The sequence below is a fragment of the Methyloprofundus sp. genome (assembly GCF_965251085.1).
GTDB lineage: Bacteria > Pseudomonadota > Gammaproteobacteria > Methylococcales > Methylomonadaceae > Methyloprofundus.
Window position 1 is genome coordinate 796,101 of sequence record NZ_OZ252594.1, and the last position, 23,607, is coordinate 819,707.

At 41.2% G+C, this 23,607-nt stretch carries 24 protein-coding genes and 1 pseudogene; 12 read left to right on the forward strand and 13 right to left on the reverse strand.

What is annotated here, in order from left to right; translation table 11 throughout:
• Positions 1 to 382: 382 nt before the first annotated feature.
• The 10 genes and pseudogenes from ACQY3F_RS03795 to ACQY3F_RS03840 all read right to left on the reverse strand — a co-directional run bounded on the left by ACQY3F_RS03795 (position 383) and on the right by ACQY3F_RS03840 (position 6,404).
• Complete coding sequence (locus ACQY3F_RS03795) at positions 383 to 1,102, reverse strand: dienelactone hydrolase family protein (RefSeq protein WP_428353601.1); 720 nt, start codon at positions 1,100 to 1,102, stop codon at positions 383 to 385.
• A 9-nt stretch (positions 1,103 to 1,111) separates the two neighbouring features.
• Positions 1,112 to 1,495, reverse strand: coding sequence for a Dabb family protein (locus ACQY3F_RS03800; protein WP_428353603.1), 384 nt, complete (start codon positions 1,493 to 1,495; stop codon positions 1,112 to 1,114).
• The gene (locus ACQY3F_RS03805; RefSeq protein ID WP_428353605.1) at positions 1,492 to 1,986 is read right to left on the reverse strand and encodes a low molecular weight protein-tyrosine-phosphatase; all 495 of its coding nucleotides are present in this window, start codon (positions 1,984 to 1,986) and stop codon (positions 1,492 to 1,494) included. The genes ACQY3F_RS03800 and ACQY3F_RS03805 overlap by 4 nt, the downstream gene beginning before the upstream one ends.
• 529 nt (positions 1,987 to 2,515) lie before the next feature.
• Entirely contained in the window at positions 2,516 to 2,788 is a 273-nt protein-coding gene (locus ACQY3F_RS03810) for an addiction module antidote protein (protein WP_428353607.1), read from the reverse strand.
• 3 nt (positions 2,789 to 2,791) lie between these two features.
• The gene (locus ACQY3F_RS03815) at positions 2,792 to 3,166 is read right to left on the reverse strand and encodes a type II toxin-antitoxin system RelE/ParE family toxin (RefSeq protein ID WP_428353609.1); all 375 of its coding nucleotides are present in this window, start codon (positions 3,164 to 3,166) and stop codon (positions 2,792 to 2,794) included.
• A 285-nt stretch (positions 3,167 to 3,451) separates the two neighbouring features.
• Entirely contained in the window at positions 3,452 to 3,745 is a 294-nt protein-coding gene (locus ACQY3F_RS03820; protein WP_428353611.1) for a hypothetical protein, read from the reverse strand.
• 60 nt (positions 3,746 to 3,805) lie between these two features.
• Positions 3,806 to 4,219: pseudogene (locus ACQY3F_RS03825) on the reverse strand (YihY/virulence factor BrkB family protein); the annotation flags it as partial.
• Positions 4,220 to 4,231: 12 nt separating this feature from the next.
• Positions 4,232 to 5,428, reverse strand: a complete 1,197-nt coding sequence (locus ACQY3F_RS03830; RefSeq protein ID WP_428352931.1) for an ISAzo13 family transposase — start codon at positions 5,426 to 5,428, stop codon at positions 4,232 to 4,234.
• Positions 5,429 to 5,471: 43 nt separating this feature from the next.
• Positions 5,472 to 5,999 carry a YihY/virulence factor BrkB family protein gene (locus tag ACQY3F_RS03835; RefSeq protein WP_428353613.1) on the reverse strand — a complete coding sequence of 176 codons (528 nt, stop codon included), beginning with the start codon at positions 5,997 to 5,999 and terminating at the stop codon, positions 5,472 to 5,474.
• Between the two features lie 186 nt (positions 6,000 to 6,185).
• A complete protein-coding gene (locus ACQY3F_RS03840; protein ID WP_428353615.1) occupies positions 6,186 to 6,404 on the reverse strand; it encodes a YgaP family membrane protein in 219 nt (72 codons plus the stop codon).
• 456 nt (positions 6,405 to 6,860) lie between these two features.
• Between ACQY3F_RS03840 and uvrD the strand changes: the two genes are divergently transcribed.
• From uvrD to ACQY3F_RS03900, 12 genes are all read left to right on the forward strand, one after another.
• Positions 6,861 to 9,026, forward strand: coding sequence for a DNA helicase II (gene uvrD, locus ACQY3F_RS03845; protein WP_428353617.1), 2,166 nt, complete (start codon positions 6,861 to 6,863; stop codon positions 9,024 to 9,026).
• A 180-nt stretch (positions 9,027 to 9,206) separates the two neighbouring features.
• Positions 9,207 to 9,812, forward strand: a complete 606-nt coding sequence (locus ACQY3F_RS03850) for a Uma2 family endonuclease (protein WP_428357601.1) — start codon at positions 9,207 to 9,209, stop codon at positions 9,810 to 9,812.
• Between the two features lie 185 nt (positions 9,813 to 9,997).
• Complete coding sequence (locus tag ACQY3F_RS03855) at positions 9,998 to 11,347, forward strand: Na(+)-translocating NADH-quinone reductase subunit A (RefSeq protein ID WP_428353619.1); 1,350 nt, start codon at positions 9,998 to 10,000, stop codon at positions 11,345 to 11,347.
• Positions 11,347 to 12,549 carry an NADH:ubiquinone reductase (Na(+)-transporting) subunit B gene (locus tag ACQY3F_RS03860; RefSeq protein ID WP_428353621.1) on the forward strand — a complete coding sequence of 401 codons (1,203 nt, stop codon included), beginning with the start codon at positions 11,347 to 11,349 and terminating at the stop codon, positions 12,547 to 12,549. Before ACQY3F_RS03855 ends, ACQY3F_RS03860 begins: the two co-directional genes overlap by 1 nt.
• The gene (locus ACQY3F_RS03865) at positions 12,542 to 13,417 is read left to right on the forward strand and encodes a Na(+)-translocating NADH-quinone reductase subunit C (RefSeq protein WP_428353623.1); all 876 of its coding nucleotides are present in this window, start codon (positions 12,542 to 12,544) and stop codon (positions 13,415 to 13,417) included. The genes ACQY3F_RS03860 and ACQY3F_RS03865 overlap by 8 nt, the downstream gene beginning before the upstream one ends.
• Before the next feature lie 9 nt (positions 13,418 to 13,426).
• Positions 13,427 to 14,107: an NADH:ubiquinone reductase (Na(+)-transporting) subunit D gene (locus ACQY3F_RS03870; RefSeq protein WP_428353625.1), complete on the forward strand. Its 681-nt coding sequence runs from the start codon at positions 13,427 to 13,429 to the stop codon at positions 14,105 to 14,107.
• Positions 14,107 to 14,715, forward strand: a complete 609-nt coding sequence (gene nqrE, locus ACQY3F_RS03875; RefSeq protein WP_428353627.1) for an NADH:ubiquinone reductase (Na(+)-transporting) subunit E — start codon at positions 14,107 to 14,109, stop codon at positions 14,713 to 14,715. The genes ACQY3F_RS03870 and nqrE overlap by 1 nt, the downstream gene beginning before the upstream one ends.
• A 12-nt stretch (positions 14,716 to 14,727) precedes the next feature.
• Positions 14,728 to 15,948 (forward strand): NADH:ubiquinone reductase (Na(+)-transporting) subunit F, encoded by a 1,221-nt coding sequence (nqrF, locus tag ACQY3F_RS03880; RefSeq protein ID WP_428353629.1) that lies wholly within the window; start codon positions 14,728 to 14,730, stop codon positions 15,946 to 15,948.
• Between the two features lie 406 nt (positions 15,949 to 16,354).
• Positions 16,355 to 17,368 carry an FAD:protein FMN transferase gene (locus ACQY3F_RS03885; protein ID WP_428353631.1) on the forward strand — a complete coding sequence of 338 codons (1,014 nt, stop codon included), beginning with the start codon at positions 16,355 to 16,357 and terminating at the stop codon, positions 17,366 to 17,368.
• Positions 17,365 to 17,547, forward strand: coding sequence for a (Na+)-NQR maturation NqrM (gene nqrM / locus ACQY3F_RS03890; RefSeq protein WP_428353632.1), 183 nt, complete (start codon positions 17,365 to 17,367; stop codon positions 17,545 to 17,547). The genes ACQY3F_RS03885 and nqrM overlap by 4 nt, the downstream gene beginning before the upstream one ends.
• A 74-nt stretch (positions 17,548 to 17,621) precedes the next feature.
• Entirely contained in the window at positions 17,622 to 18,020 is a 399-nt protein-coding gene (locus ACQY3F_RS03895) for a CBS domain-containing protein (protein ID WP_428353633.1), read from the forward strand.
• A 322-nt stretch (positions 18,021 to 18,342) separates the two neighbouring features.
• Positions 18,343 to 18,816, forward strand: coding sequence for a discoidin domain-containing protein (locus tag ACQY3F_RS03900; protein ID WP_428353634.1), 474 nt, complete (start codon positions 18,343 to 18,345; stop codon positions 18,814 to 18,816).
• 63 nt (positions 18,817 to 18,879) lie between these two features.
• Here ACQY3F_RS03900 and epmB read toward each other — a convergent pair whose 3' ends face one another.
• The 3 genes from epmB to ACQY3F_RS03915 all read right to left on the reverse strand — a co-directional run bounded on the left by epmB (position 18,880) and on the right by ACQY3F_RS03915 (position 23,174).
• Entirely contained in the window at positions 18,880 to 19,872 is a 993-nt protein-coding gene (epmB, locus tag ACQY3F_RS03905; RefSeq protein WP_428353635.1) for an EF-P beta-lysylation protein EpmB, read from the reverse strand.
• 538 nt (positions 19,873 to 20,410) lie between these two features.
• The gene (locus tag ACQY3F_RS03910) at positions 20,411 to 20,977 is read right to left on the reverse strand and encodes a hypothetical protein (RefSeq protein ID WP_428353637.1); all 567 of its coding nucleotides are present in this window, start codon (positions 20,975 to 20,977) and stop codon (positions 20,411 to 20,413) included.
• Between the two features lie 229 nt (positions 20,978 to 21,206).
• Complete coding sequence (locus ACQY3F_RS03915) at positions 21,207 to 23,174, reverse strand: FG-GAP repeat protein (RefSeq protein ID WP_428353638.1); 1,968 nt, start codon at positions 23,172 to 23,174, stop codon at positions 21,207 to 21,209.
• Positions 23,175 to 23,607: the final 433 nt, after the last annotated feature.

Sequence of the window (23,607 nt, forward strand, 5' to 3'; positions counted from 1 at the left end):
AAGTATGGCGCAGTATTTTGGCTTCATGGGCGTGTTAGGAAAACAGTGGGCTACGCAACTGATTTTCTAACACGCCCGTGAAGTCAAAAGACAGGTCAGGCTCGGGTATTATTGAGCTCTAGTTTGTAAGCCTGAAATTTTGCCGATGTTTCAATTCGTATGCAGTAGTGTTATTTCTGGGTGTTTTTAGTGGTAGTTATGTGTGATGAATAATGCATCAAGGGGAGATGTGGGTAACGCTTTTTTACTGTAAAGGCCTGAGGGAGATAGAAAAATATAATCATCCAAAAAAATTTATAACCAATGATATTTATAGATTATATTTTTCAATTGGATGATGATTAATTTCCTCCTCCCTAAGTGCTTTTTATAACATATTTGTTTAGGCAAATATCTCTGCAAGAAAGTTTTTCATACTTTGCCAGGAACGTGTATCGGCGGTTTTTTTATAAACAGTGCCTAAAGCAGGGGCGTTAGCGAGAGGATTAGTAAATGCATGCACGGTATTACCATACTGGTGTAATTGCCAATCGACTTGCAAATCAGTCATTTCCTGGCAAAAAGTTGAGACCAGAGCGTCCGATGCCATCGGGTCATCATGACCATGCAGAGCCAGGACTTTAGCAACAACAGGTTGCGTTGTCTTGCTTTGGGGTTCATTTAATAAGCCATGAAAGCTGACCACACCTTTTAAATCGGCTCCCATACGCGCTAAATCTAAAACACAGAGTCCACCAAAGCAAAAGCCGATAGCCGCAACCTTAGAGTCATCAACCCAGGGCAATAGCCTAACTGCATAGAGAGCGGCATTGATACGTTGCTGCAATTTTTGCCGGTCATCGATAAATGGTTGCATTAAAGCCGCGTTTTCTTCGGGGCTAGTACCCAGGATTCCCTGACCATACATATCCAGAGCAAAAGCAACATAACCTAACTTGGCTAATTGTTTGGCTTTATTATTAACGAATTCATCACGACCACCCCAGGTATGAGCAATTAATACTGCCGGCTTTCTCTCGTCTATGGCATCGTCGTAGGCAAAGAAAGCTTGTAAAAGGGTGTCGCCATCTAAATAATTTACAGTATTAGAAAAGATTGCCATGATAAGTGTCTAAATATTGCCAAAATTGTAGACAACTATGCGATTCACTAAGGGTTTTAGCCGCTTATTAAGCATGTCTTTATGTTTCTTGTTTTGCATATAACTTTTAAGTGCCTGAGAATTTTTAAAAGTTACAGTGACTGCTACATCGAAAGTATCATCTACCTTGGGACGGTTACTTGGAATCACCGCACTTACATGACGAGAAAGGACTCCTGGCACAGTTTCTAGTGCGCGACTGGCCTCAATAAACTGCTCACGCATTTGTGCATTACCGGGTTCCTTTAACCAGACCACAACAACATGGCTAACGCGCTGATCTTCTTGTGCATGGGTGATAGTGGCTGTGAAAAACAAGCCTAGCAAGAAAAAACTAGTTAAATACTTTTTCATTCAATTTCTCCTGATTTTTTTAAATGTCCCAAAAATCCAGTTGAGGCTTCCTCAATTAAATCCAGTACTTTTTCAAAGCCATATGCCCCGCCATAGTAGGGGTCTGGTACTTCATTTGTATCTAAATGCGGTGCAAACTCCAAAAATAATTTAATTTTGTGCTGAAGCTCTTCTGGGCACGCTTCCATCATAATGGCATGATTATCTTCATCCATAGCTAATAAGTAATCATAATCTTCAAAATCACCCATTATCACTTTGCGGGCACGAATTTTACTTAAATCGACTTCACGTTCTTTTGCGGCCCTCTGTGAACGTAAATCAGGGGAGTCGCCAATATGGTAGGCATGGGTGCCTGCGGAATCAATTGAAAAGCTTTTTTGCAATTTTTTTTCTTTGATTAACTTATTAAATACGCCTTCTGCACTAGGAGATCGACAAATATTTCCCATGCAAACGAAAAGTATCTTTACTTGATTTTTATTACTCATATCTTCCAAAATATCTGTGACTGTTATATATACGTGTTGGTATACAGTGCTAATGCGCATACCAGTAAGATGACTCTATTCTAATGTATAAAAAATAAATTGAAAGGCAAAAATATTCAAGCCGCGTTTAGGTTATATGCTAGATACAGAATTCAATATTGAGGAAGCAATCAGGGCTGGAGTGGGGCTGTTTTGAGTAGGGCGGGGAATCAGGCTTAAACCTAGATGAGCAGGGGGCTTGTGAGAAATCTGAGTGCGCAAGACAATGCACAGTTAGTAAGTAATGGCCGTAGCCCTTGGCAATAGTTGTAACCCAGTATTTCGCGCTCAGATTTATTTATCAATTGCTGAACGCAGGTGTTATACGCTCGTTTAAAATTGGTGATCGTAGAATGGTAAGCCGGGAAGCGTTAAATGAATATATAGCAAGCCTGGATCAAGGAGCCAAGACCTCGCTAAAAAGTGGGGTTGCTTAGTAGGGTTACTTTAACCAACAAGCGCAGGGAAGCGCTTAAATAACGCCGGATGGTTAAGTAACAGCAAGTTTACAGCCTAAAGCATTGATGATTTTATTGATAGTTTCAAAGCGAGGCTGGCCATCTTCAGAAAGGGATTTATCAAGGCTTGCCCGGGTAACGCCTGCTTTTTTGGCAACTTCACTCATGCCTTTTGCTTTAGCTGCAATGTTTAAGGCATGAATAAAATCTTCTGTACTACCAGTTGCAACAACCTCTTTTAAAAAGCCTTTAATATCATCTTCAGTTTCTAAGTGGTCAGCAATATTAAATGTATTAGTTTTCATGCGTTATTCCAGTTCATTAAGTATTTGCTTTGCTGTGTCAATATCCTTGCTTTGGCTAGATTTGTCACCACCTGATAGCAATAAAACAAGCTTATTATGGATCGTATAATAAATACGTATCCCAGAAGAAAAGAAAAAACGTAGTTCAAATAAATTACTACTAACCTTCTTAAAATCGCCAAAGTTCCCGTTTTCAATACGAGCAAGCCGGGCCAAGACCTTTTGTTTAACAGATGAATCTTTTAAAACACTAAACCATTTATCAAACTCAGATTTATTCAGAAAACCGTGAAGCGGAGTCTCAGATAACCTGATCTCTCTGAAAACAGTATGATACTTATTACGGTTTGTAGGATGCTGCTGAGGAACGAAGCGCATTATTCGCGATAGATGCGCTTCGTTCCTCAGCAGCATCCTACCTATTTTAGTCTCACCTTATTATCTTTGATGAATTGCTATGCTTTTGATTTTATTAGGCTGGGGTCAGGTATTCTGAGTCTGCTCACCCTGCAAATGATAAGTTGTTACGACCATTATGTTTTATATACCAATGCTTAGAGTTTTTGTTAGCGTTCAACTGCGGTTTTTAGGTTAAATTGACTAGACTTTTTGAGCGCTAGAGAAGTCAACAGATTGGTAATCGTGTAACTTCAACTGATTTTGCTAATGCGACAATATCAAAGACTCTCCATTATTACCTAGAGCTTCAGAAATAGCTTCATCATTCAGTAACTTTGTATCTCGTGCGGGTAGGTATCTTGGTGTGGGGTTATCTGATATTTCAACTGCAGATAACAATTGACAGGTGGCTAGCTCTAATATTATGGGTTGTACGATTGAAATGGGTAGGTGCAACTGCACGCACAGTTCTTCGGCAGTATAAGGCGTTACATTTGATTGACTAAAGCGTTCGATAATTTTATGAATAATGCGCTGGGCGAGCGTTACTTTAGACACGAAATTTAGATTTTTTATATGTAGATTATATTGGTATAAAGCTATGTTTTGGTGATAAAAAGATAAATGGGAACCGATAAGGACAATGATCCAGGTGACCTGTAACCAAACCAGGAATAACGGTAGGGCGGCAAAACTACCATATATGGCATTATAACTAGACACGCCTATTTGCAAGGAAACGTACAGAGATTGCACTATAAAGTAAAGGGTGCCAGAAAAAACCCCTGCAAATATGCCTGAACGCAAATTTACCGTGGTATTAGGCATAAAAATAAATACGAAACTAAATAAACTCCATAAAATAAGTATGGGTAAATAGCTAAGTAGCTTTAAAGCGATTAGAGTGCCAGGTAAGGCGATGGCACTAATAAGTGAAGATAACTGAGTTTGTACGAATATGCTGATACTGCTGGCTGCAATTAACAGAACTGGAGCAAGTAACATGACTGATAGATAATCACTTAGGGAGATGGAAAGAAATAATCATCCAGAACAACCAGGAGAAATGGTCAAAAACCATTTCTCCAACGATGGCATTCGGTCAACAAACTGATAATACGTCTTCATTGCTTTTTTACCTACCTTTACTCCTGTTTCATATATTTTTTCTGTTAATTTAACAATAGGTGCTTTGCCATTGTAGGTCATACTTTTGGCAAATTTTAAAGTTGTTTCAACTGTATCCATTATGTCGCCACTAATATGATTTTCATAGGCTCCCCATACTCGTTCAATTGGGTTATATTTACTATGATAAGGAGGGTAGTAGGCCAGTTTTATCTTTATGTTGCTTTTTTCAGCAAACTCCACAAGCCTTTTTATAAACTGAGTTCTGGAGCTACTGTTCTCCATACCATTGTCAGCGTTAATTGTCAGAATATCTACTCCATATTTTTCTTGAATTTCTGGCCAAATTTCTTCCAATCGGTCAACGATGAAATCACTGCTGGCATAGCCTGCTGTAAAGAAAAGGAAAAAATCATCATGTTCAGGCAGATAAAAACCAAAAGGAGTTAACTTTTCCTTAACATCTAAATCATGATCCTCTGCTTTTGTTAAAACCCGATTTCGTCCTCCCCGTGAAAAATTTCCTATATTCATTCTTGCTTTGGCATCAATTGATATACGAATCTCTTTTGGGTTGATATCTGCCATTCCATTGACTGAATGAACTTGTTCAAAAATTGCATCCGTTTCCTTGATTTTCTTATGAGGCTTTGTTTTTTGTACCTTTTTTGGATGGTAACTCAGGTCATTTAATTTTGTATTGATAGTTTTTGAGCAAGGTAATGTTTTTTCATCGTAATAATCAATCTCCAGTAAACGTTTTCTAACTTCTTTAGCCGTTAGCCGGGTATATAATCGACAGGAATTAAAAGAGGGATCCGTTTGACACTCCGGTTCAGCAATTTTTTTTATGTCATCAAGTAGATGAGGAAAATGCTCTTCACTTTTATTACGCCCTCTCGCTGAAAAATTATCTTCTATGGGCTGAGTTTCAAGTTCATATTGTCCTTTTCGGATAGTGCCTCTATTCCATCCTAGTTTTTCTTCAGCAATACTTGCACCACCTGAGCCTAGTAGCTCCACCGTTTCAGCCATGAATATACGACGTACCGAGCCTTTTAAACGATGGGCTGTATTTATAATCCAACCTATAATGCTATCTGTTAATATCAACAAGCTTATCTGCCTAGTGTGAGAATAAATTCAGAATTCATTATTATAAATTATTGAGACACAAGCTTACTTCGTTTGGATGATTATTTCTTTCCATCTCCCTTAGCTTGCGTCCCATTGTGCGAGATTTCTCTACTTTCCAGATATGATTAAATGACTCTTCTATATTGCTGATGACTTTAAGTACCGTCCAAAACAGAATTGCCACACCAAATCCAGCGACAACGCCGCCCTTTGTTGAATCCAGCATGTTTTTTGCCATGCCAAAAAGTTGTTCGATAAGGGCGTTTTGTTCGGATGATTGGTCTAAGAGTTGTTGTTCTAATAATTGCTCAAAACCAAAACCCTTAGCTATGCCAAACAGCATGGCGATGACAGGGACTATGGATAAAAGCGTGTAGAGTGTTAAGGCTGACGCTCTTAAGGAACCATTGTTTTGTATAAAAGTCTGAATGGAGAGGGTGAAAATTTTAAGATAGCGTATGGCGTGCGTCTTTAATTGTTGTTCTTCTAATTCAGGTTGCTGAAGCCATAAGCCTTCACGAAAATAATCTAAAAATTGTTGGTACATAATTAGCCTATCTTTTATTAAACAAGAAAAAATCAGAAAATTATTATTTTGCAGTAGATGCCTTGAAGGTATTATTTGCTATGAGCTCAATATAGGTATGTATTATGAATGACGGGGTTGTACGGAGAGATGGAATGATAATGTGAGTTGGGCGCGTCACTTATGTGAGTTTGCCCAACGTCTATCTTATTCTGATTCTACAGTGGATTTCCCCATGCCTGCATAAACCGGGCAAAACCCTGTATAGCCTGTTGCAACCGCAATAAGTCCGATGAGTAATAAGGGTACTGAAGCTAGAAATAAAGAGACAAATAATAAAGCTGCACCTGCATAGACGCGCATTTGCTTTTCTTTGCTGCCGACGTTAATTTCGAATTTCAGCATACGTTTAAAATCAAAGTTCATAGTATTTACCTTAGTTTTTATTCTAATTATAAGGGAGAGACTCAAAGTCAATGTTTAACTCTAATAAATATACAGACCTAATAAAATTGTGCAAGTGTAGGATGAAAAAAATTAGTTAAACGTATACTCGCGCGGTGACGGTTACGGATTTTATAGCGAGTTGATTCCGGTCGAGAGCAAAGCCTGTCCCGTACTTGATATAGGGACGCTGAAACAGTCGGATAGCATTAAGCCACCCTTTCAGTAAGGCCTCTATCGGAAAATATAAGCCACCAGAAAACCGCAACCGGGCTGTGTGAAGTATATCCATTAAAAAGTCATATTTAGCTTCAGGTATAATATATTTTTTCACATCATCGTATTCGCAGGCCGTTGCTTCATCCCGTTATTTTCACACTTTCAGAAAGGCGGGCTGAAGCAACGTTCTGCTCGTAGCTTTAATAAACAGGTTAGAAAATGGAAGTAGCGGAAATAATTGATTCTTTAAATGATGCGCAACGTGAAGCAGTCTCTGCTCCGTCTCGCTCTATGCTGGTTTTGGCAGGGGCAGGCAGTGGTAAAACACGAGTATTAGTGCATCGTATTGCCTGGTTAATTAAGGTTGAACATATTTCTCCGCATAATATATTAGCGGTCACATTTACGAATAAAGCAGCAAAAGAAATGCGCGGGCGCGTAGAGGACTTGTTAAATATTTCTGCGCGCTCCATGTGGATTGGGACTTTTCATGGCCTGGCTCATCGCTTATTACGTCAGCATAATAAAGAAGCTAAGCTACCCGATACTTTTCAGGTAATTGATTCAGATGATCAATTACGTTTAATAAAGCGCTTGATGAAAGCCATGAATATAGATGATAGCCGCTGGCCACCCAAGAAGGTAGTCTGGTTTATTAATGCACAAAAAGATGAAGGTATCCGTGCGGCCCATGTTCAGGAAAGTGGTGATTTATATGAGCAACAACTCTTAGTCATCTATAAGGCATATGAAGACTTATGTTCACGCTCGGGGCTAGTGGATTTTGCTGAGTTACTGTTAAGAGCACATGAAACCTTACGTGATAATGCTGACTTGCTTGAGTTTTACCGGGCGCGCTTTAAATATGTGCATGTCGATGAATTTCAGGACACTAATACTGTGCAATATGCCTGGTTACGTTTATTGACAGAAGGGCAGGATAATTTATTTGTCGTGGGTGATGATGATCAGTCAATTTATGGCTGGCGCGGGGCAAAAATTGAAAACATGTATAGTTTTCAAAAGCATTATCCTAATCATCAATTGATTCGATTAGAACAAAACTATCGCTCTACGGGGAATATTCTTAAAGCCTCTAATGCCCTGATTGCCTGTAATAACGGACGTATGGGTAAGGAGTTGAGAACCGATGATGGTGATGGTGATTTAATTTCATTGTACTCAGCTTTCAACGAGCAGGATGAGGCTTATTTTGTAGTAGAGCGGATTCGCAAATGGGTAGCAGAAGGCAATCTTCGCTCGGATATCGCTATTTTATATCGTTCAAATGCGCAATCTCGCCAGTTTGAAGAAAAGCTTATGGCCACAGGTACGCCATACCGGGTTTATGGCGGTTTGCGCTTCTTTGATCGCATGGAAATTAAAAATGCCCTGGCCTATCTTTTTTTGATGGCGCATAAAAATAATGACTCGGCATTTGAGCGGATTATCAACACGCCTACCCGTGGTGTGGGTGCAAAGACTTTAGAGGATATACGCCAGTTAGCCAGAGCAAAGCAGATTAGCTTATGGCAGTCTATGCTGGAATTATTAAAAGCAGGGCATTTTACCCCGCGTGCAGAAAATGCCTTAAAAGGCTTTGTGCAATTGATTAATGGTCTAGGTGAAAAGATAGAAGAGCAGGAACTCTATGAGCAGGTAAAAAATGTTATCCAGAAAAGTGGCTTAATTGAATTCTATAAAAAAGAGAAAGGGGATAAAGGCGAAGCGCGGGTAGAAAACCTGGAAGAGCTGGTTAATGCTGCTCGTCAATTTGATTATGATGAAGACAATGAAGAGAATTTTACTGAGTTAGACTTATTTCTGGCGCATGCAGCTCTGGAATCGGGCGATGCCCAGGCAGATGATTTTGAAGATTGTGTGCAGTTAATGACGCTGCATTCAGCTAAAGGCCTGGAGTTTCCATTGGTTTTTATGGTGGGGCTGGAAGAAGGTTTATTTCCTTCGCAGCAATCAGTGGATGATATTGCACGCCTGGAAGAGGAGCGCCGCTTATGCTATGTCGGTATGACTCGCACGATGAAGTTGCTGTTTATCACTTATGCCGAATCCAGGCGTTTATATGGTAAAGAAAACTACCCGCGCCCGTCGCGTTTTTTAAAAGAAATTCCTGCTGAGCAATGTCAGGAAATTCGCATACGTGCCAATGTGAGCAAACCGGTGGTAGTAAATAATAGAGCAAAAGTCACGCCTGGCACAAGTGGGCGTTATCAATTAGGCCAGCGAGTGCGGCATGAAAAATTTGGTGAAGGGGTGGTTTTGCAAGTTGATGGCGATGGTGCTCAGGAGCGAGTGCAAGTGAATTTTGCTAATGCAGGAATGAAATGGCTGATGTTATCTTATGCTAAGTTAGATAGCTTATAAAACAGCTGGTTTGGCAGTATAAATATTATTTTGTGCGCTGCTTATTGCTGAAAGCATTATGCTATAAATATGGCGATGGATATTCTTTTAGGTAACACGCAATTAATAACCTACTAGTAATGCTGGTGGTTTATTAATTGCGAGTTGCCTTAGTTATTTTAAAGAAATGGAGCTTAAATGATGATAAAAATCACACAATTATCTCAATTAGATTTAGAAGCAACCTATAATTATGCAGATTATTTAACCTGGCAGCTGGATAAAGCGGTTGAATTAATAAAGGGTAAGGTTATGCTGATGTCGCCAGCACCGAATGTTAAGCATCAGAGTATTTCCTGGCAGTTAAATGGTTTGTTGTTTCAATACTTTAAAGATAAAGAATGTCATGCCTTTGCCGCCCCTTTCGATGTGCGATTATATGATCAGCATAAATCCATACAAGCCGACCAGGATATATATTCAGTAGTTCAGCCCGATTTATCAATAATTTGTGCCCCGGAAAAACTTACTGAACAAGGGTGCTTAGGTGCGCCTGACTGGATTATTGAAATTCTCTCCCCCGGTAATTCCAAAAAAGAAATGCAAACTAAATATGCGTTGTATCAGGAAAGTGGCGTTAAAGAATACTGGATGGTTTACCCTTATGAAAAAGCTGTGCACCAGTTTGTTATGGATGCCAGTACCGAAAAATATCAATTAATTGCGATGTATGCAGAAGAAGATTATGCAAGTCCTCAGGTTTTTCCCGATTTAAAAATTGATTTGCAGGAGGTTTTTGCCGAGTAATATCAGAATTCATGGATTTGTGAGTAGGGTGGTAATCTTGTTTCGTTAGCAGAACTCTGATTGAGCAAGAGAGTCTTTTATGGGATAATATAAAAGTTTTACGTATTGAAGTGCCTCTTGTTTTCGTTTACCTAGAGAATTAAGAGGGTGAATCTCAACTTGTCTGGGAAACAGGCTTAATAACTATGCAATTTACTATAAAAGAAAGTTTGGATCTTCCGATTACGGGAGCACCCAAACAGACCATTGAAGAGGGTAATCAGGTTTCATCTGTTGCCATCTTGGGAATGGATTATGTGGGTATGAAGCCCAAAATGCTGGTCGCAGAAGGTGATAAGGTTAAATTAGGCCAGGCTCTTTTTGAAGATAAAAAGAACCCTGGTGTCTTTTTTACCGCACCTGGCGCGGGTACAGTTAAAGCAATTCATCGTGGTGAAAGACGTGTTTTGCAATCCGTTGTAATCGAATTAAAAGGTAAGCAGGAAGAGTCGTTTCAGGCTTATTCTGCTGCTGATCTCTCTAGTTTGACTGCTGAAAAAATCACAGAAAACCTTGCTGCTTCGGGTCTTTGGGCTAGTTTTAGAACGCGCCCTTATGGCAAAGTTCCTATGCTCGATAGCACTCCGCAATCAATCTTTGTTACAGCCATTGATACTCGTCCTCTAGCGGCTGATCCTGCGGTGATAATTAATGATCGCAGTGCGGATTTTACTAACGGCCTGGCTATTGTTGCTCAATTAACACAGGGCAAGACTTATCTTTGTAAGGCAACGGGGGCTGATATTCCTGTTGGTGATACAGCGCTAGAAATCGCCGAATTCTCTGGAGGGCATCCCGCCGGGTTGCCTAGTACACATATTCATTTACTAGACCCAGTAAATATAGATAAAACAGTCTGGCATATAGATTATCAGGCAGTTATTGCGATAGGCGCATTATTTACTTCCGGTAAACTCAATGTGCAACGAGTGGTTGCATTAACTGGTCCAGCAGTAAAACAACCTCGTTTAGTGCGTACTCGTGTAGGTGCAAATACTGATGATCTAGTGCAGAACGAGTTAAATGATGATGAAAATCGGGTTATTTCCGGTTCTGTATTATATGGTCATGAAGCGACTGCATGGGCTGCCTATTTAGGCTGCTACAGCAATCAGGTTTCTGTACTACGCGAAGGCCGTGATCGTGAATTATTTGGCTGGATAGTGGCAGGCAAGGATAAGTATTCGGCGATGAATGTTTATACTTCAAGCCGTGATCGTGCTTCTAAACGCTTATTTCCTTTGACCACCGATAAAAATGGTTCGAATAGAGCTATTGTGCCGGTCGGAGTTTTTGAGTCAGTGACACCGTTAGACATTCTTCCTACGCCTTTGTTAAAAGCGATGGTAGTAGGTGATACTGATCAGGCGCAGTTATTAGGTTGCCTAGAGTTAGATGAAGAAGATATGTCTTTATACACATTCGTTGATCCAGGCAAGCACGATTTTGCCCCAGTACTGCGAGCGAATTTAACTAAAATCGAGAAGGAAGGCTAATGAATGCTAGAAGTTTATTAGATAGTATCGAGCCGGTCTTTACCCAAGGCGGCAAGCTAGAAAGGTATTACGGTCTATATGAGATGGTAGATACTTTTATCTACACCCCCTCTGATGTGACACGGGGTACAACGCATGTGCGTGATGGTAATGACCTGAAGCGGACCATGACTTTTGTGGTTATTGCGACACTCTTCTGTGTTTTAATGGCCATGTATAACTCCGGTTATCAGGCTAATTTAGCATTGCAGGCAATGGGCTTGGAGCAGGCACAAGACTGGCGCAGTATCCCTATGGCGCTTTTCGGCTATAGCCCGATGAACCCCATTTCTAACTTTGTATACGGCGCTTTATTTTTCTTACCCATATATCTTGTGACACTCGCGGTCGGTGGTGTTTGGGAAGTCTTATTTGCGACCGTTCGTGGACATGAAATAAACGAAGGTTTCCTGGTATCTTCAATGTTATATACCTTGATTTTACCGCCCGATATGCCTTTATGGCAGGTTGCCTTAGGTATTTCATTCGGTATTGTTATCGGTAAAGAAGTCTTTGGTGGTACGGGTAAAAACTTTCTTAACCCGGCATTAACGGGGCGTGCCTTTTTATTCTTTGCCTATCCGGCAGCCATTTCCGGTGATTCTGCCTGGGTAGGTGTCGATGGCTACACCATGGCAACGCCTTTGGGTATTGCTGCACAAGGTGGTATCGATGCAGTTAATGCTGCTGGATATAGCTGGTTTCAGGCTTTTATGGGGTTTATACCTGGCTCAATTGGTGAAACATCAACGTTAGCGATCATGATTGGTGCGGCATTTCTGCTGTACACGCGTATTGCATCCTACCGTATTATGGGGGGTGTGCTAGGGGGTATGGTCGCGACGTCTTTATTGTTTAACATTATCGGTAGCGATACTAACCCTATGTTTGCCATGCCTTTTTACTGGCATTTGACCTTAGGTGGTTTTGCTTTTGGTATGGTGTATATGGCAACTGACCCTGTGTCTGCGGCAATGACTAATAAAGGGCGCTGGATATTTGGCGCTTTAATCGGTGTCATGGTTGTATTAGTGCGTGTCGTTAACCCAGCTTTTCCAGAGGGTATGATGCTGTCAATCTTATTTGCTAATATGTTTGCACCTGTAATTGATTACTTTGTCGTTCAGGCAAATATTAAGAGAAGGATGAAACGTCATGCCTAACGAAAATAAACTATGTAAATATCTGGGGCCGCTTTGCGAAAAACTGGATAATTGCGAACATTATCAGAAATTTTTAAAGTATAAAGATAAAGTTTTAGCTTTAAATAATGATAGCCTGGAAAAAACTGTCTCTGTTGCTTTAGCCTTATGTTTCGTGTGTGCGATTCTGGTTTCATTTGCTGCGGTGGCTTTACGTCCCTTGCAGATAGAAAATAAAGCCATGGACATGAAGAAGAATATTCTTGATGTTGCTGGCTTGCTGCAAGAAGACACTGATATTCATAATGCTTTTGCCCAGCAAATTGAAGCTAAATTAGTGGATGTTGCGACGGGTGACTATGTAGAAGGCGATGTTGCAGCATATGACCAGCGGAAAGCGGCGAAAGATGCAGCGCAAAATGTTGTGTTAAGCAGAGGTCAGGATATTGCAGGCATTAAAAGGCGGGCAAAAATTGCTAAAGTTTATTTAGTCAAAGACGGTGAGACAATTACATCAATTATCTTACCTGTACATGGCTATGGCTTATGGTCGACTATGTATGGTTTCCTTGCCTTAGACGCAGATGGGCAAACAGTACAGAGTATTAACTTTTATGATCAAGGTGAAACTCCTGGACTGGGTGCTGAGATTGTTAATCCTAACTGGCGTGCATTATGGGCAGGCAAGAAAGTCTATAATGAATCAGGTGCAGTTGCATTAGGCTTAATTAAAGGTCTGGTGGATACATCTAAACCCGGCTCTGAATTTCAGGTTGATGGTTTAGCAGGGGCTACACTTACCAGTGTAGGGGTCACTAATCTTGTAAAATTCTGGATGAGCCAAGAAGGTTTTGCGGCTTATTTAGATAAAGTAAAAACTAAAGGGTAGGAGGTTATTATGAGTGCCGTTATGAATAACGAAACAAAGAAAACACTGATCGATCCACTGGTCAACAACAACCCGATTACTTTGCAGGTATTGGGAATCTGTTCGGCATTGGCGGTTACATCGCAAATGTCAACATCACTGATTATGGCAGTCGCATTAACGGCTGTCACCGGATGTTCGAGTGCCGCAATTAGTTCAATTCGTAACCATATTCCAGGGAGTATTCGTATCATTGTACAAATGACGATTATTGCTTCTTTGGTTATTGTGGTTGATCAAGTCCTAAAAGCGTTTGTTTATGACATTAGTAAGCAATTATCCGTGTTTGTCGGCTTGATTATTACTAACTGTATTGTGATGGGGCGTGCAGAAGCCTATGCCATGAAAAACCCGCCGATGGCGAGTTTTATCGATGGGATTGGTAATGGCTTGGGTTATAGCTTGATCTTGATTATTGTTGCATTTTTCAGGGAGTTATTTGGTTCAGGTAAATTACTGGGTATTGATGTTTTTACCTTAACTAAAGATGGTGGCTGGTACGATCCAAATGGATTAATGTTATTACCACCGAGCGCATTTTTTATTATCGGCTTTATTATCTGGGTTTTCCGTCAATGGAAACCGGATCAAAATGAAGCGCCTGATTTTAAAATACTGTCTATTGCTCATGGTGAAGGAGGGCATCACTAATGGAAGCTTATATTAGTTTATTTATTAAAGCCGTTTTCATTGAAAATCTGGCGCTGGCATTCTTTCTGGGAATGTGTACCTTTCTTGCGGTATCGAAAAAGATTTCGACTGCGATTGGGCTAGGTATTGCAGTGATGGTGGTTCAAGTCATCACGGTTCCGGTTAATAATGTTATATATCATACCTTGCTAAAAGAAGATGCTTTGGCATGGATGGGTATCACCGGTGTTGATCTTAGCTTTTTAGCGTTATTAAGCTGTATTGGTATGATCGCAGCCTTGGTACAAATTTTGGAAATGGTTTTAGATAAATTTTTTCCTGCCTTGTATCATGCATTAGGCGTATTCTTACCATTGATTACAGTAAACTGCGCCATCTTAGGCGGTAGCTTATTTATGATCGAGCGTGACTACGACTTTACAGAAAGTGTTGTTTATGGAGTCGGTAGTGGTTTTGGGTGGATGTTGGCTATCACAGTGATGGCGGGTGTTCGTGAAAAACTAAAATACAGTGATATCCCCAAAGGCCTGGAAGGTCTTGGAATTACATTTATTAGCGCGGGTCTGATGTCACTTGGCTTCATGGCTTTCTCTGGAATCCAACTTTAAGAAGGTATAGTAATGCTAGAGATTGCATTAGGGATTATTATTTTCACGGTTATCGTGATTGCACTGGTATTTGTTATTATCGGTGCAAAAAGTCAATTAGTGGCCTCTGGGGATGTTGAAATTCTTATCAATGGTGAGAAAAAGATACATGTCCCTGTGGGCGGTAAATTATTAACCGCATTAGCCGATTTTGGCTTATTTGTACCTTCAGCCTGTGGTGGTGGTGGTACGTGTGCGCAATGCAAGGTGAAAATTCATTCGGGAGGAGGCGAAATACTACCCACTGAGTTAGGTCACATAACTAAACGTGAAGCAGCAGATGGTGAACGTTTATCTTGTCAGGTTGCTGTTAAGCACGACATGAACATTGAAGTTGAAGAGAGTGTATTCGGTGTTAAAAAATGGGAATGTACCGTTAAGTCAAATAACAACGTTGCAACTTTTATTAAAGAGCTGGTCCTGGAATTGCCTAGTGGTGAAGTCATTGACTATGAAGCAGGGGGATATATTCAAATAGAATGTCCACCGCATATTGCTAAATATTCTGATTTTGATATCGAAGAAGAGTTTCGTGAAGACTGGGATAAATTTGATTTATGGCGTTATACCTCTGACGTAAAAGAAGATACATTACGTGCGTATTCGATGGCTTCTTATCCTGAAGAAAAGGAAATCATGCTGAATGTGCGGATTGCAACACCACCTCCGGGTGCGCCTGACTCAGTACCACCAGGTATTATGTCATCGTATATTTTTGACCTGAAACCAGGTGATAAATGTATCATATCTGGCCCTTATGGTGAGTTCTACGCTAAAAAGACGGATGCTGAAATGGTCTTTATTGGTGGTGGAGCGGGTATGGCTCCTATGCGTTCTCATCTTTTCAATCAATTACGGTCTTTAAAAACTGATCGTAAGATCACTTTTTGGTACGGTGCGCGTAGCAAGCGTGAAATGTTCTATGTAGAAGATTTAGACATGCTAGCGGCTGAAAATGATAATTTTGAATGGCATTGTGCCTTGTCTGACGCCTTACCAGACGATAACTGGGATGGATATACTGGATTTATTCATAATGTTCTGTTTGAAGAGTTCCTTAAAAACCATCCTGCACCAGAGGATTGTGAGTACTACATGTGTGGGCCTCCCATGATGAACTCATCGGTGATTAATATGTTGTTAGAAAATGGCGTAGAGCCAGAAAACATCATGTTAGATGACTTCGGTGGTTAAATAAGGTGGCTGGAAAACAATAAGTGTCCAATATTTGGGCAGGATTTTTGTTTGTCATCAGTGCTGTAGCAATAGGCGCATAGCAAGAAGCTACGTAACTGTTGCTATTGTTGATGGCGAACAAAAAAACTAGCAGATGGATGATTATTTTTTTCAAGTACCTAAGCTTATAGGGTGGGCAATGCCCCAAGGCTGTTAATTTAAGAATAATCTCCTTCTCCAGAGGGAGAAGGTTGGGATGAGGAGATTATCAATGCATGATTTTATTCTCCTCACCCAACCCTCTCCAGCAAGAGAGGACTTAAGTCAACAACATTGGGGCAGTGCCCGGGCTATAATTTAGAAGTGAATATTTTCCAAGAAAATAGTAAAAATGCAAAATAGTATCTCAAAACGAGGGTTAAGCTTGAGCTTAATTCTCGTTTTTTTGTTATCAGGCTGTGCTAATAATGCCAGTGTCGAGAAATATCCCTTTAACTTTTCTGGCCCTACCATGGGAACCAGTTTCTCGGTTAAAGCGAGTCATCTACCCAAAGGTGTCAAAACATATAGATTAGAAATACTTGTCCAGAAGCGTCTGGATGAGATTAATCAACGCATGTCTACCTATATTAGCGACTCAGAAATATCTGTTATTAATAGTTCGAGCAATACTGGGGCAACCTTTATATCGCCTGAACTCGCTAAGGTTTTATTTCAAGCGCATGAAATTAGTGAATTATCAGCGGGAGCATTTGATGTTACTGTCGCCCCTTTGGTGAACTTGTGGGGCTTTGGTCCGGATAAGATGATTTACCAGGCACCTACAGAAACAGAAATTCAACAATTACTCAAGGTAGTCGGGTATCAAAACCTGATTATAAATACTCGCTTATTATCACTGAGTAAATCAATTGAGGGTGCTAGTATTGACTTGTCTGCTTTGGCAAAAGGTTATGCCGTTGATGAAGTTGCAAATGTATTAGATAAACAAGGCGTCACCGACTATATGGTAGAAATTGGAGGTGAGCTATCCTTAAAAGGAAAGAATTTACAAGGTAAAAACTGGCATATCGCGATAGAAAAGCCGAATACCGAAAAGCGGGAATTGCAAAGAGTTGTGGCGATTACAGACATAGCAATGGCGACATCGGGTGATTATCGGAACTATTTTGAGCAAGACGGCAAACGGTTTTCACATACACTAGACCCAAGAACAGGCTATCCAGTCACACATAAATTAGCATCTGTGACGGTTTTAAGCGATACTACAATGAAAGCTGATGCCTGGGCTACAGCATTGATGGTCTTAGGTCCGGACGAAGGATATAAGCTAGCTGAGGAACAAAACCTGGCAGTGCTTTTTATTATTAAAACAGATCAGGGGTTTGTTGAGCATGCAACACCTTTATTTTCTGAACAGACAAAGGTAGAACAATGATTTATTTTTTAGTGACATTCGCATTTATGTTAGCAGTCATTGTGGTGATGGCAATTGGTGTTATTTTTGGTCGCAATGCAATCAAGGGTTCATGCGGGGGGACAGGTGCCGGTAATTGCTTTTGTTTAAAGAAGTGTGATAAAAGAAAGAAGATGGAAGCTGAAGCCGAGCCAGGTTGATATACTGTGCACGGCCGAGGTAGTACGGTTATTGGTTCTATTTAATTAAAAAAAATAATAAGCAGGAGAAGGCTATGTTGGCAAAAATTACAGTTGCAGATTATATGACCACTCGGTTAATTAAATTAAACAAAGGAATGACGGGTATAGATGCAATTAAAAAAATACTCGATCATAAAATTACCGGTGCGCCCGTATTTGACGAGCATGACAAGATCATAGGCATGTTTTCTGAGAAAGATGCGCTTAAAATGATCTTAGAAGTGGCTTATAATCAGAGTAGTGTAGGTAAGGTTACCGAGTATATGACTGTGGATGTGGTGAAAGTAGAAGCTGAAATGAGTATTGTTGATTTGGCAGAAAAATTTCAGAACACTTCAGTGAGATCTTACCCTGTGTACCGAGATCAGGATTTAGTCGGTGTTATTAGCCGTACTGATATACTGCGCGCATTAGCGAGTACGGAATTATAGAGTCTTTTATTAATGGCTTAGGTTTTAAAATCTAAGCCAGAATACCTTCTAAACTAGTAACTAATCAGACAAGCTGAGTAGTTATAGCAAAATAAACACTGTAGGATGGGTAAAGGGCTTCATCCGTGCCCATCAACGAAAACATGATGGGCACGTCGTACCTCCTTTGCCCATCCTACAAAACACTTGTTCTATCATGATATTTTTTATCAAATACCTGCTTCTCTGGTGCCTGGCTGGAAATATACAATCTAATTTCGTAACTATCAGATACGCTGAGTAGTTACCTAAACTATAATATAAATCACAAGGGTAAAGCTTTATGCGTAAACGAATTATCACTGCAGAATCAAATAAACTAGCTAAGCCGGAAGGTAACTGGTTAGACCTTGAAGAAATCGCAGAAGTAGAAATTAGCTCTGAAGATATTGCTTTTCCCATTGAGTCTGCATTGTTAGCTGGCCACACTACAGGTTGGCGTGCAGCAGAGCCTGGAAAGCAAACAATAAGGCTGATGTTTAGCCAGCCACAGAAACTTACTCGCATATTCTTAAGCTTTGCTGAAACTAGCATAGAACGCACACAAGAATTCAAAGTACGCTGTTCATCTGACAATGGTCAGTCCTTTCAGGAAATTGTCCGCCAGCAATGGAACTTTAGCCCATCAGGAGCAACAAGCGAGACCGAAGACTTTAGCGTAGAGCTTGCTGCAGTTACCGAGCTGGAATTAAATATCACTCCGGATATTAATAACCCTAAAGCCTTTGCTTCACTCGCTCAGTTACGTCTGGCGTAGAGCAAGCTGTATCTGTTCTGGAGTGCAATAGCTTTAGCTATTGCTAAAAAAGCTAAAGCTTTTTTACTCCTGCATCATTATCAATGTTTTCGCTGCCTTTCCCGCCTGTTCTTTCACCAGCTTAGGGACTAAATAGCCCGGTAATAGCTGTTGTAGCTTGTTGTGTATTTTAGCAGCATCCGCTTGCGTGACTTCAAAATGTGCTGTTCCCTTTGCTCTATCTAATAAGTGCAAATAATAAGGCAGGATACCACTGGCAAAAAGTTGTTCGCTTAAGGATTGTAATTGCAGAGCATTATCATTAATGCCTTTTAACAACACCGACTGATTTAATAAAGTAATATGATTTTGCCTTAACGCCAGGCAGGCAATGGTCACCTGTTTGCTCAGTTCATTCACATGATTACAATGCGTGACCATAATAATGGGAACGCTTGAATTTTTGCATAGCTTAATTAATTCAGGCGTAATGCGGCTGGGTAATACAATGGGTAGACGAGTATGTAGCCGAATACGCTTAATATGTGAGATAGCATTTATTTTCTGAATCAGCGCATTTAATCTCTGGTCACTTAATAGTAGTGGATCCCCACCACTTAAAATCACCTCATTGATACTGGAATCTTTGCGAATATAATCCAGAGCGATTAATTCCTTTTGCCTGTTAAGTTGCGCGTCAGCATACGGAAAATTGCGCCTAAAACAAAAGCGGCAATTGATAGCACAGCCACCAGTCGTTATTAATAAGACCCGTCCTTGGTATTTGTGGATAATGCAGCCCTGAACCAGCGCTGATAAATCACCGACAGGATCATCCTGAAATTCATCAGGGTTAGTTAATTCATCTGCAATCGGTAAGACCTGTTTCAGCAACGGGTCGTTTAAATTACCTTTTTCCATACAAGCCGCGTAGCCAGCCGGAACCCGCATAGAGAAATCATCCTTGGCGTAGCGCGAGTAATGACCGGGGTCAAGTTCAAGAAAATTAAGTAGATCCTCTGGTTTACAATAAGCTGCGGCCAATTCCTGTTGCCAGCTAAGTGGGGGGCTAGTCATAACTAAGCGAAATTAATATGTTTATATACTGAACCTTATGCGGCACAAGCCCTCCTGGTATTTATTATAATTTTCAAAAAAGGGGAGTAGACTTTAGTCTACACGGTGTATGAGTTGTATGAACGCATGAATCGCATGAGTTGCATGAATTTATGTAGGCTAAAGCCTACTCCCCAGACCTATAATATACGTCCTAATTCAATATATCTATCTACGCAAAGCTGTAATCCAAATGTTAATATAATGATGCATCATGTTTTCTAAAATAGGTAGGATGCTGCTGAGGAACGAAGCGCATCATTCGCGATAGATGCGCTTCGTTCCTCACACTTAATGTGGGGTATATACTATGTAGGGTATGCACCGCATACCGTATTCCTGAAAGGTACGCAATGCGTACCCTACATTGATATCATATAGGCTACATAGTTAGAAAGGCTTTCAAAGTAGGCTAAAGCCTACTCCCCTGTCTTATGAAACCGGGAAACAAAAAAGGCAGCCCGTGGGCTGCCTTTTTATTGCGTTAATAAAATTGTTATTAACTGGGAGGAAGGCCAAACTTACCGCCTTTCTTTATCCCGCGACGCTGACGCAAGACCTCTGGCTGGTGCTCTTTGATATATTTCATTGCACCACTGGCCGGATCAAAATGGCTGGCGTTGATAGGACCCAGTACCCAGCGGAACTGACGGCTGGTTTTATCGGCACCCATACTGAACTCATAGCTGTTTAATTCACCTTCAGCTGATACTGCCGGGATGACCTCCAGTGTTTCCAGATCAATCAACTGCAGGCGCTTCAATGTGCGGCTATCCAGCGTCTTGTTTTCAGCATACGTAAGGCGGCCATGGGCATTAGTCGGGGTTAATTCAAACAAGCCATTCCAGTTTAAGGTGACTTTACCCTCTTTTACGGTACTGAAAACGGTCATTTCCCAGCTATCACTCTGGCGTTTACTGCCATGATAGTTGCTGTTAAATTCGCCTGAACGGTTTCCCCAGTTTTCTTGAATAAATAACACCGCTGCTTTGGAATTGGCCAATGACGCATAAGGGCGTATATCATGTTTATCATAACCATCACTACTTTCAGCCAGTTTTCCCAATACTGCCGGGTTAATACTCTTATGGGTCTGCTCAGTGACAGGATCATAAACAGAGACGCTATATTACTTAAATACCATTGCTTTACCGGCTGATTATTATGTTTCTGTGTAGCGTCTTTTGCTGGTTTGCCTTTACTGATCGCCAGGCCGCTTGATGTGATCAGTGTCACTGCTGTAGCCAGGGTGATCATTCGTTTTAAATTAAGTTTTTTCATTTATGATTACCTGTTTATTTACTCTGCGCGAACAGAAAGGCCGTGGGGTTGTTTGCATCCAGAAAACCTACTTTGAATATCTGGCTAAACCTTACAAAAAAACCTTCTCCTGGTGCGATCTCTCTAGGCATACCCGGTGTATTCGCTGGAATGGCAAGGTAGCCATTGTGAATGCCCACCCCGGTTTTATATACGTAGGCAGAGTTATCGAGGCCTTCAAAAAAGGGAGCCACTTCAATTGGTGTACGAGCTGGCCCCATTGATTTAAACAGCGTTAGGCTCCAATCCATCGCTATTGGAAATGGATTTGAGAGCATAACTCTAATATCGGCAGTAGGTGTGGTTAAACTACTCAGCATGGTTAGTAGGTCAGTGGACTGTACCGCTGCCACATTTTCTCTACCGAAGAAACCTGCTCTTGGATCAGCTTCTACCGGGGTTTGTGTGGCGGCATCACCTATTGCTGTGGGTATAGTCCAGGTCTTGTCGGCATCTTTAATAATCCAGTAACCATGACCTTGAATCATGGTTTCAGTTGATGCCATTATCACATAACCAGGTTGGTGGCCTTCATAATTGTCCACTTGTTTATACATCACCCATTCGCCCGTATCGCCATAGGTACCCAGGTCGGGTGTGAAAATCTCATCAATAGTTGCTGCGCCGCCGGCACCAGCCGAACTGACATCACACTGCAAACCAATCATGGTCCATTCATTGGCTTTGAGTGAGCCACCGTGGTAACAAGAAGCAGTGTAATAGGCATAAGCCCGATCGTTGTTGTGCCCATTGACCAAGACACGAAGGTCAGTGCCATCAACGCTAATGTCCCGACCAAAATCTACTTCACTCTTGGTAACTGACCAGTCTGCTACCGATGTGTCATGATTGTTAAAATAGAGCTCTACCTTTTCACCTTTAAACCCTAATCCTGCAACACCGCTAGATTGGGAGACATCACCGCCTTTAGTGTTAGCAATATTATCCTGGACTTCGTACAGCCCAGTGCCACTATTCAGGTCGAGCCGAACAGCTCCATCCACGGCACCATCACCACCGAGTAGCATCACACTGTCAGTTCCCGGTGTTAGTGATACCGCAAGTCCAAGCTGTTGACCTGCAGATGAGCTGTCAATTTTCTGTATTAAAGCTAGGGTATTCGTTTCGAACAGGTAGGCTGCACCCGCATCTATGTTCGCACCTGAGGGACCCGTATCATGAAAAGGAGCGCCAACCAGGACCTCGTCACCATTTGAGGTAACAGACGTGCCAAATTGATCACCGATATTCTCACCATCTTCTGCCCCTAATAAGGTTGTGGTGCCGGTAGAATCATTATGCCTGGAAATATAAACCCTGCCTTCATTATTATTTATATCAGCGGCATCTGGGTTTACACCTTGGCCCTTGTCATACAGTGGCGCAGCAGCCACTAGCGTGGCAATATGAGGGCTGCCTGGTTCAAGCCTTACTGACACTGAAGCCCCATACCTTGAGAGTCGCTGCCTCTCAGCCAAGGGTAATTTAACATTAAGAATCCGTTTCCATCCTCTTCTGGATGCCGTACCTGTAGCGCCTGGTTGATAGCGGAAAAAGAAAATTGAGCCGAATATGCCGCCACCCGAGCCAACTGCATCCGGCGCCCCTATCACGACTAAATTACCGGCGGCAGAAATCGAGGTACCAACACCCGCAGTTGTTAAGTCACAGCTTCCGCTATTAAAGAGCAATCTTGTATAAAAATCCCCTGCATTGCCATTGCCATCACCCCACAGATTGGTAACAGAGTCAAACTGGTAGACAAAAACCTGGCAAATATCTTTATCGCCTACAAATGCCCATTGGCCACTGATCGCAACCGAATCACCACCATTGTTAGGTAATATTTGCTCTGCAATATTGGGCGCTGCCTGCAATGCAGGGGATATAAACAAAGCCGGTAATAAACCAATTTTTAAAAGATTTAATATTTTGGATTTCATTTTGATTATTTCCCTAACGAAAAAAGTTTAACCACGTGATGATCTACGTTGTCTAGCTGAACTAGGCGCACCCGTAGGAATCAGGCTAGGCGGCAGCCCAAACGCGGCTTGTGCACCTTGAGACTTTCCCAATAAGCCAAGTGCAACCATTGCTGGGGCGGTATAACACGCTTTTTTAATAAGGTCGCGTCGTCCGCTGCTGACTTTGTCCTTAGTCAAAGTTGATGTTATCTCGCTAGATTTTTTTATCGTCATTGAATTGCAACTCCATTAAAAACAATGTTTTTGTAGCATAATTACCAAGGCACCTTTTATTTAAGCCTCATATCTCTGTAATTATACGTAAATAACACCTATATAAGCAACAACTCAATTCACCAAAGATAATAAGGAGAGACTAAAATAGGTAGGATGCTGCTGAGGAACGAAGCGC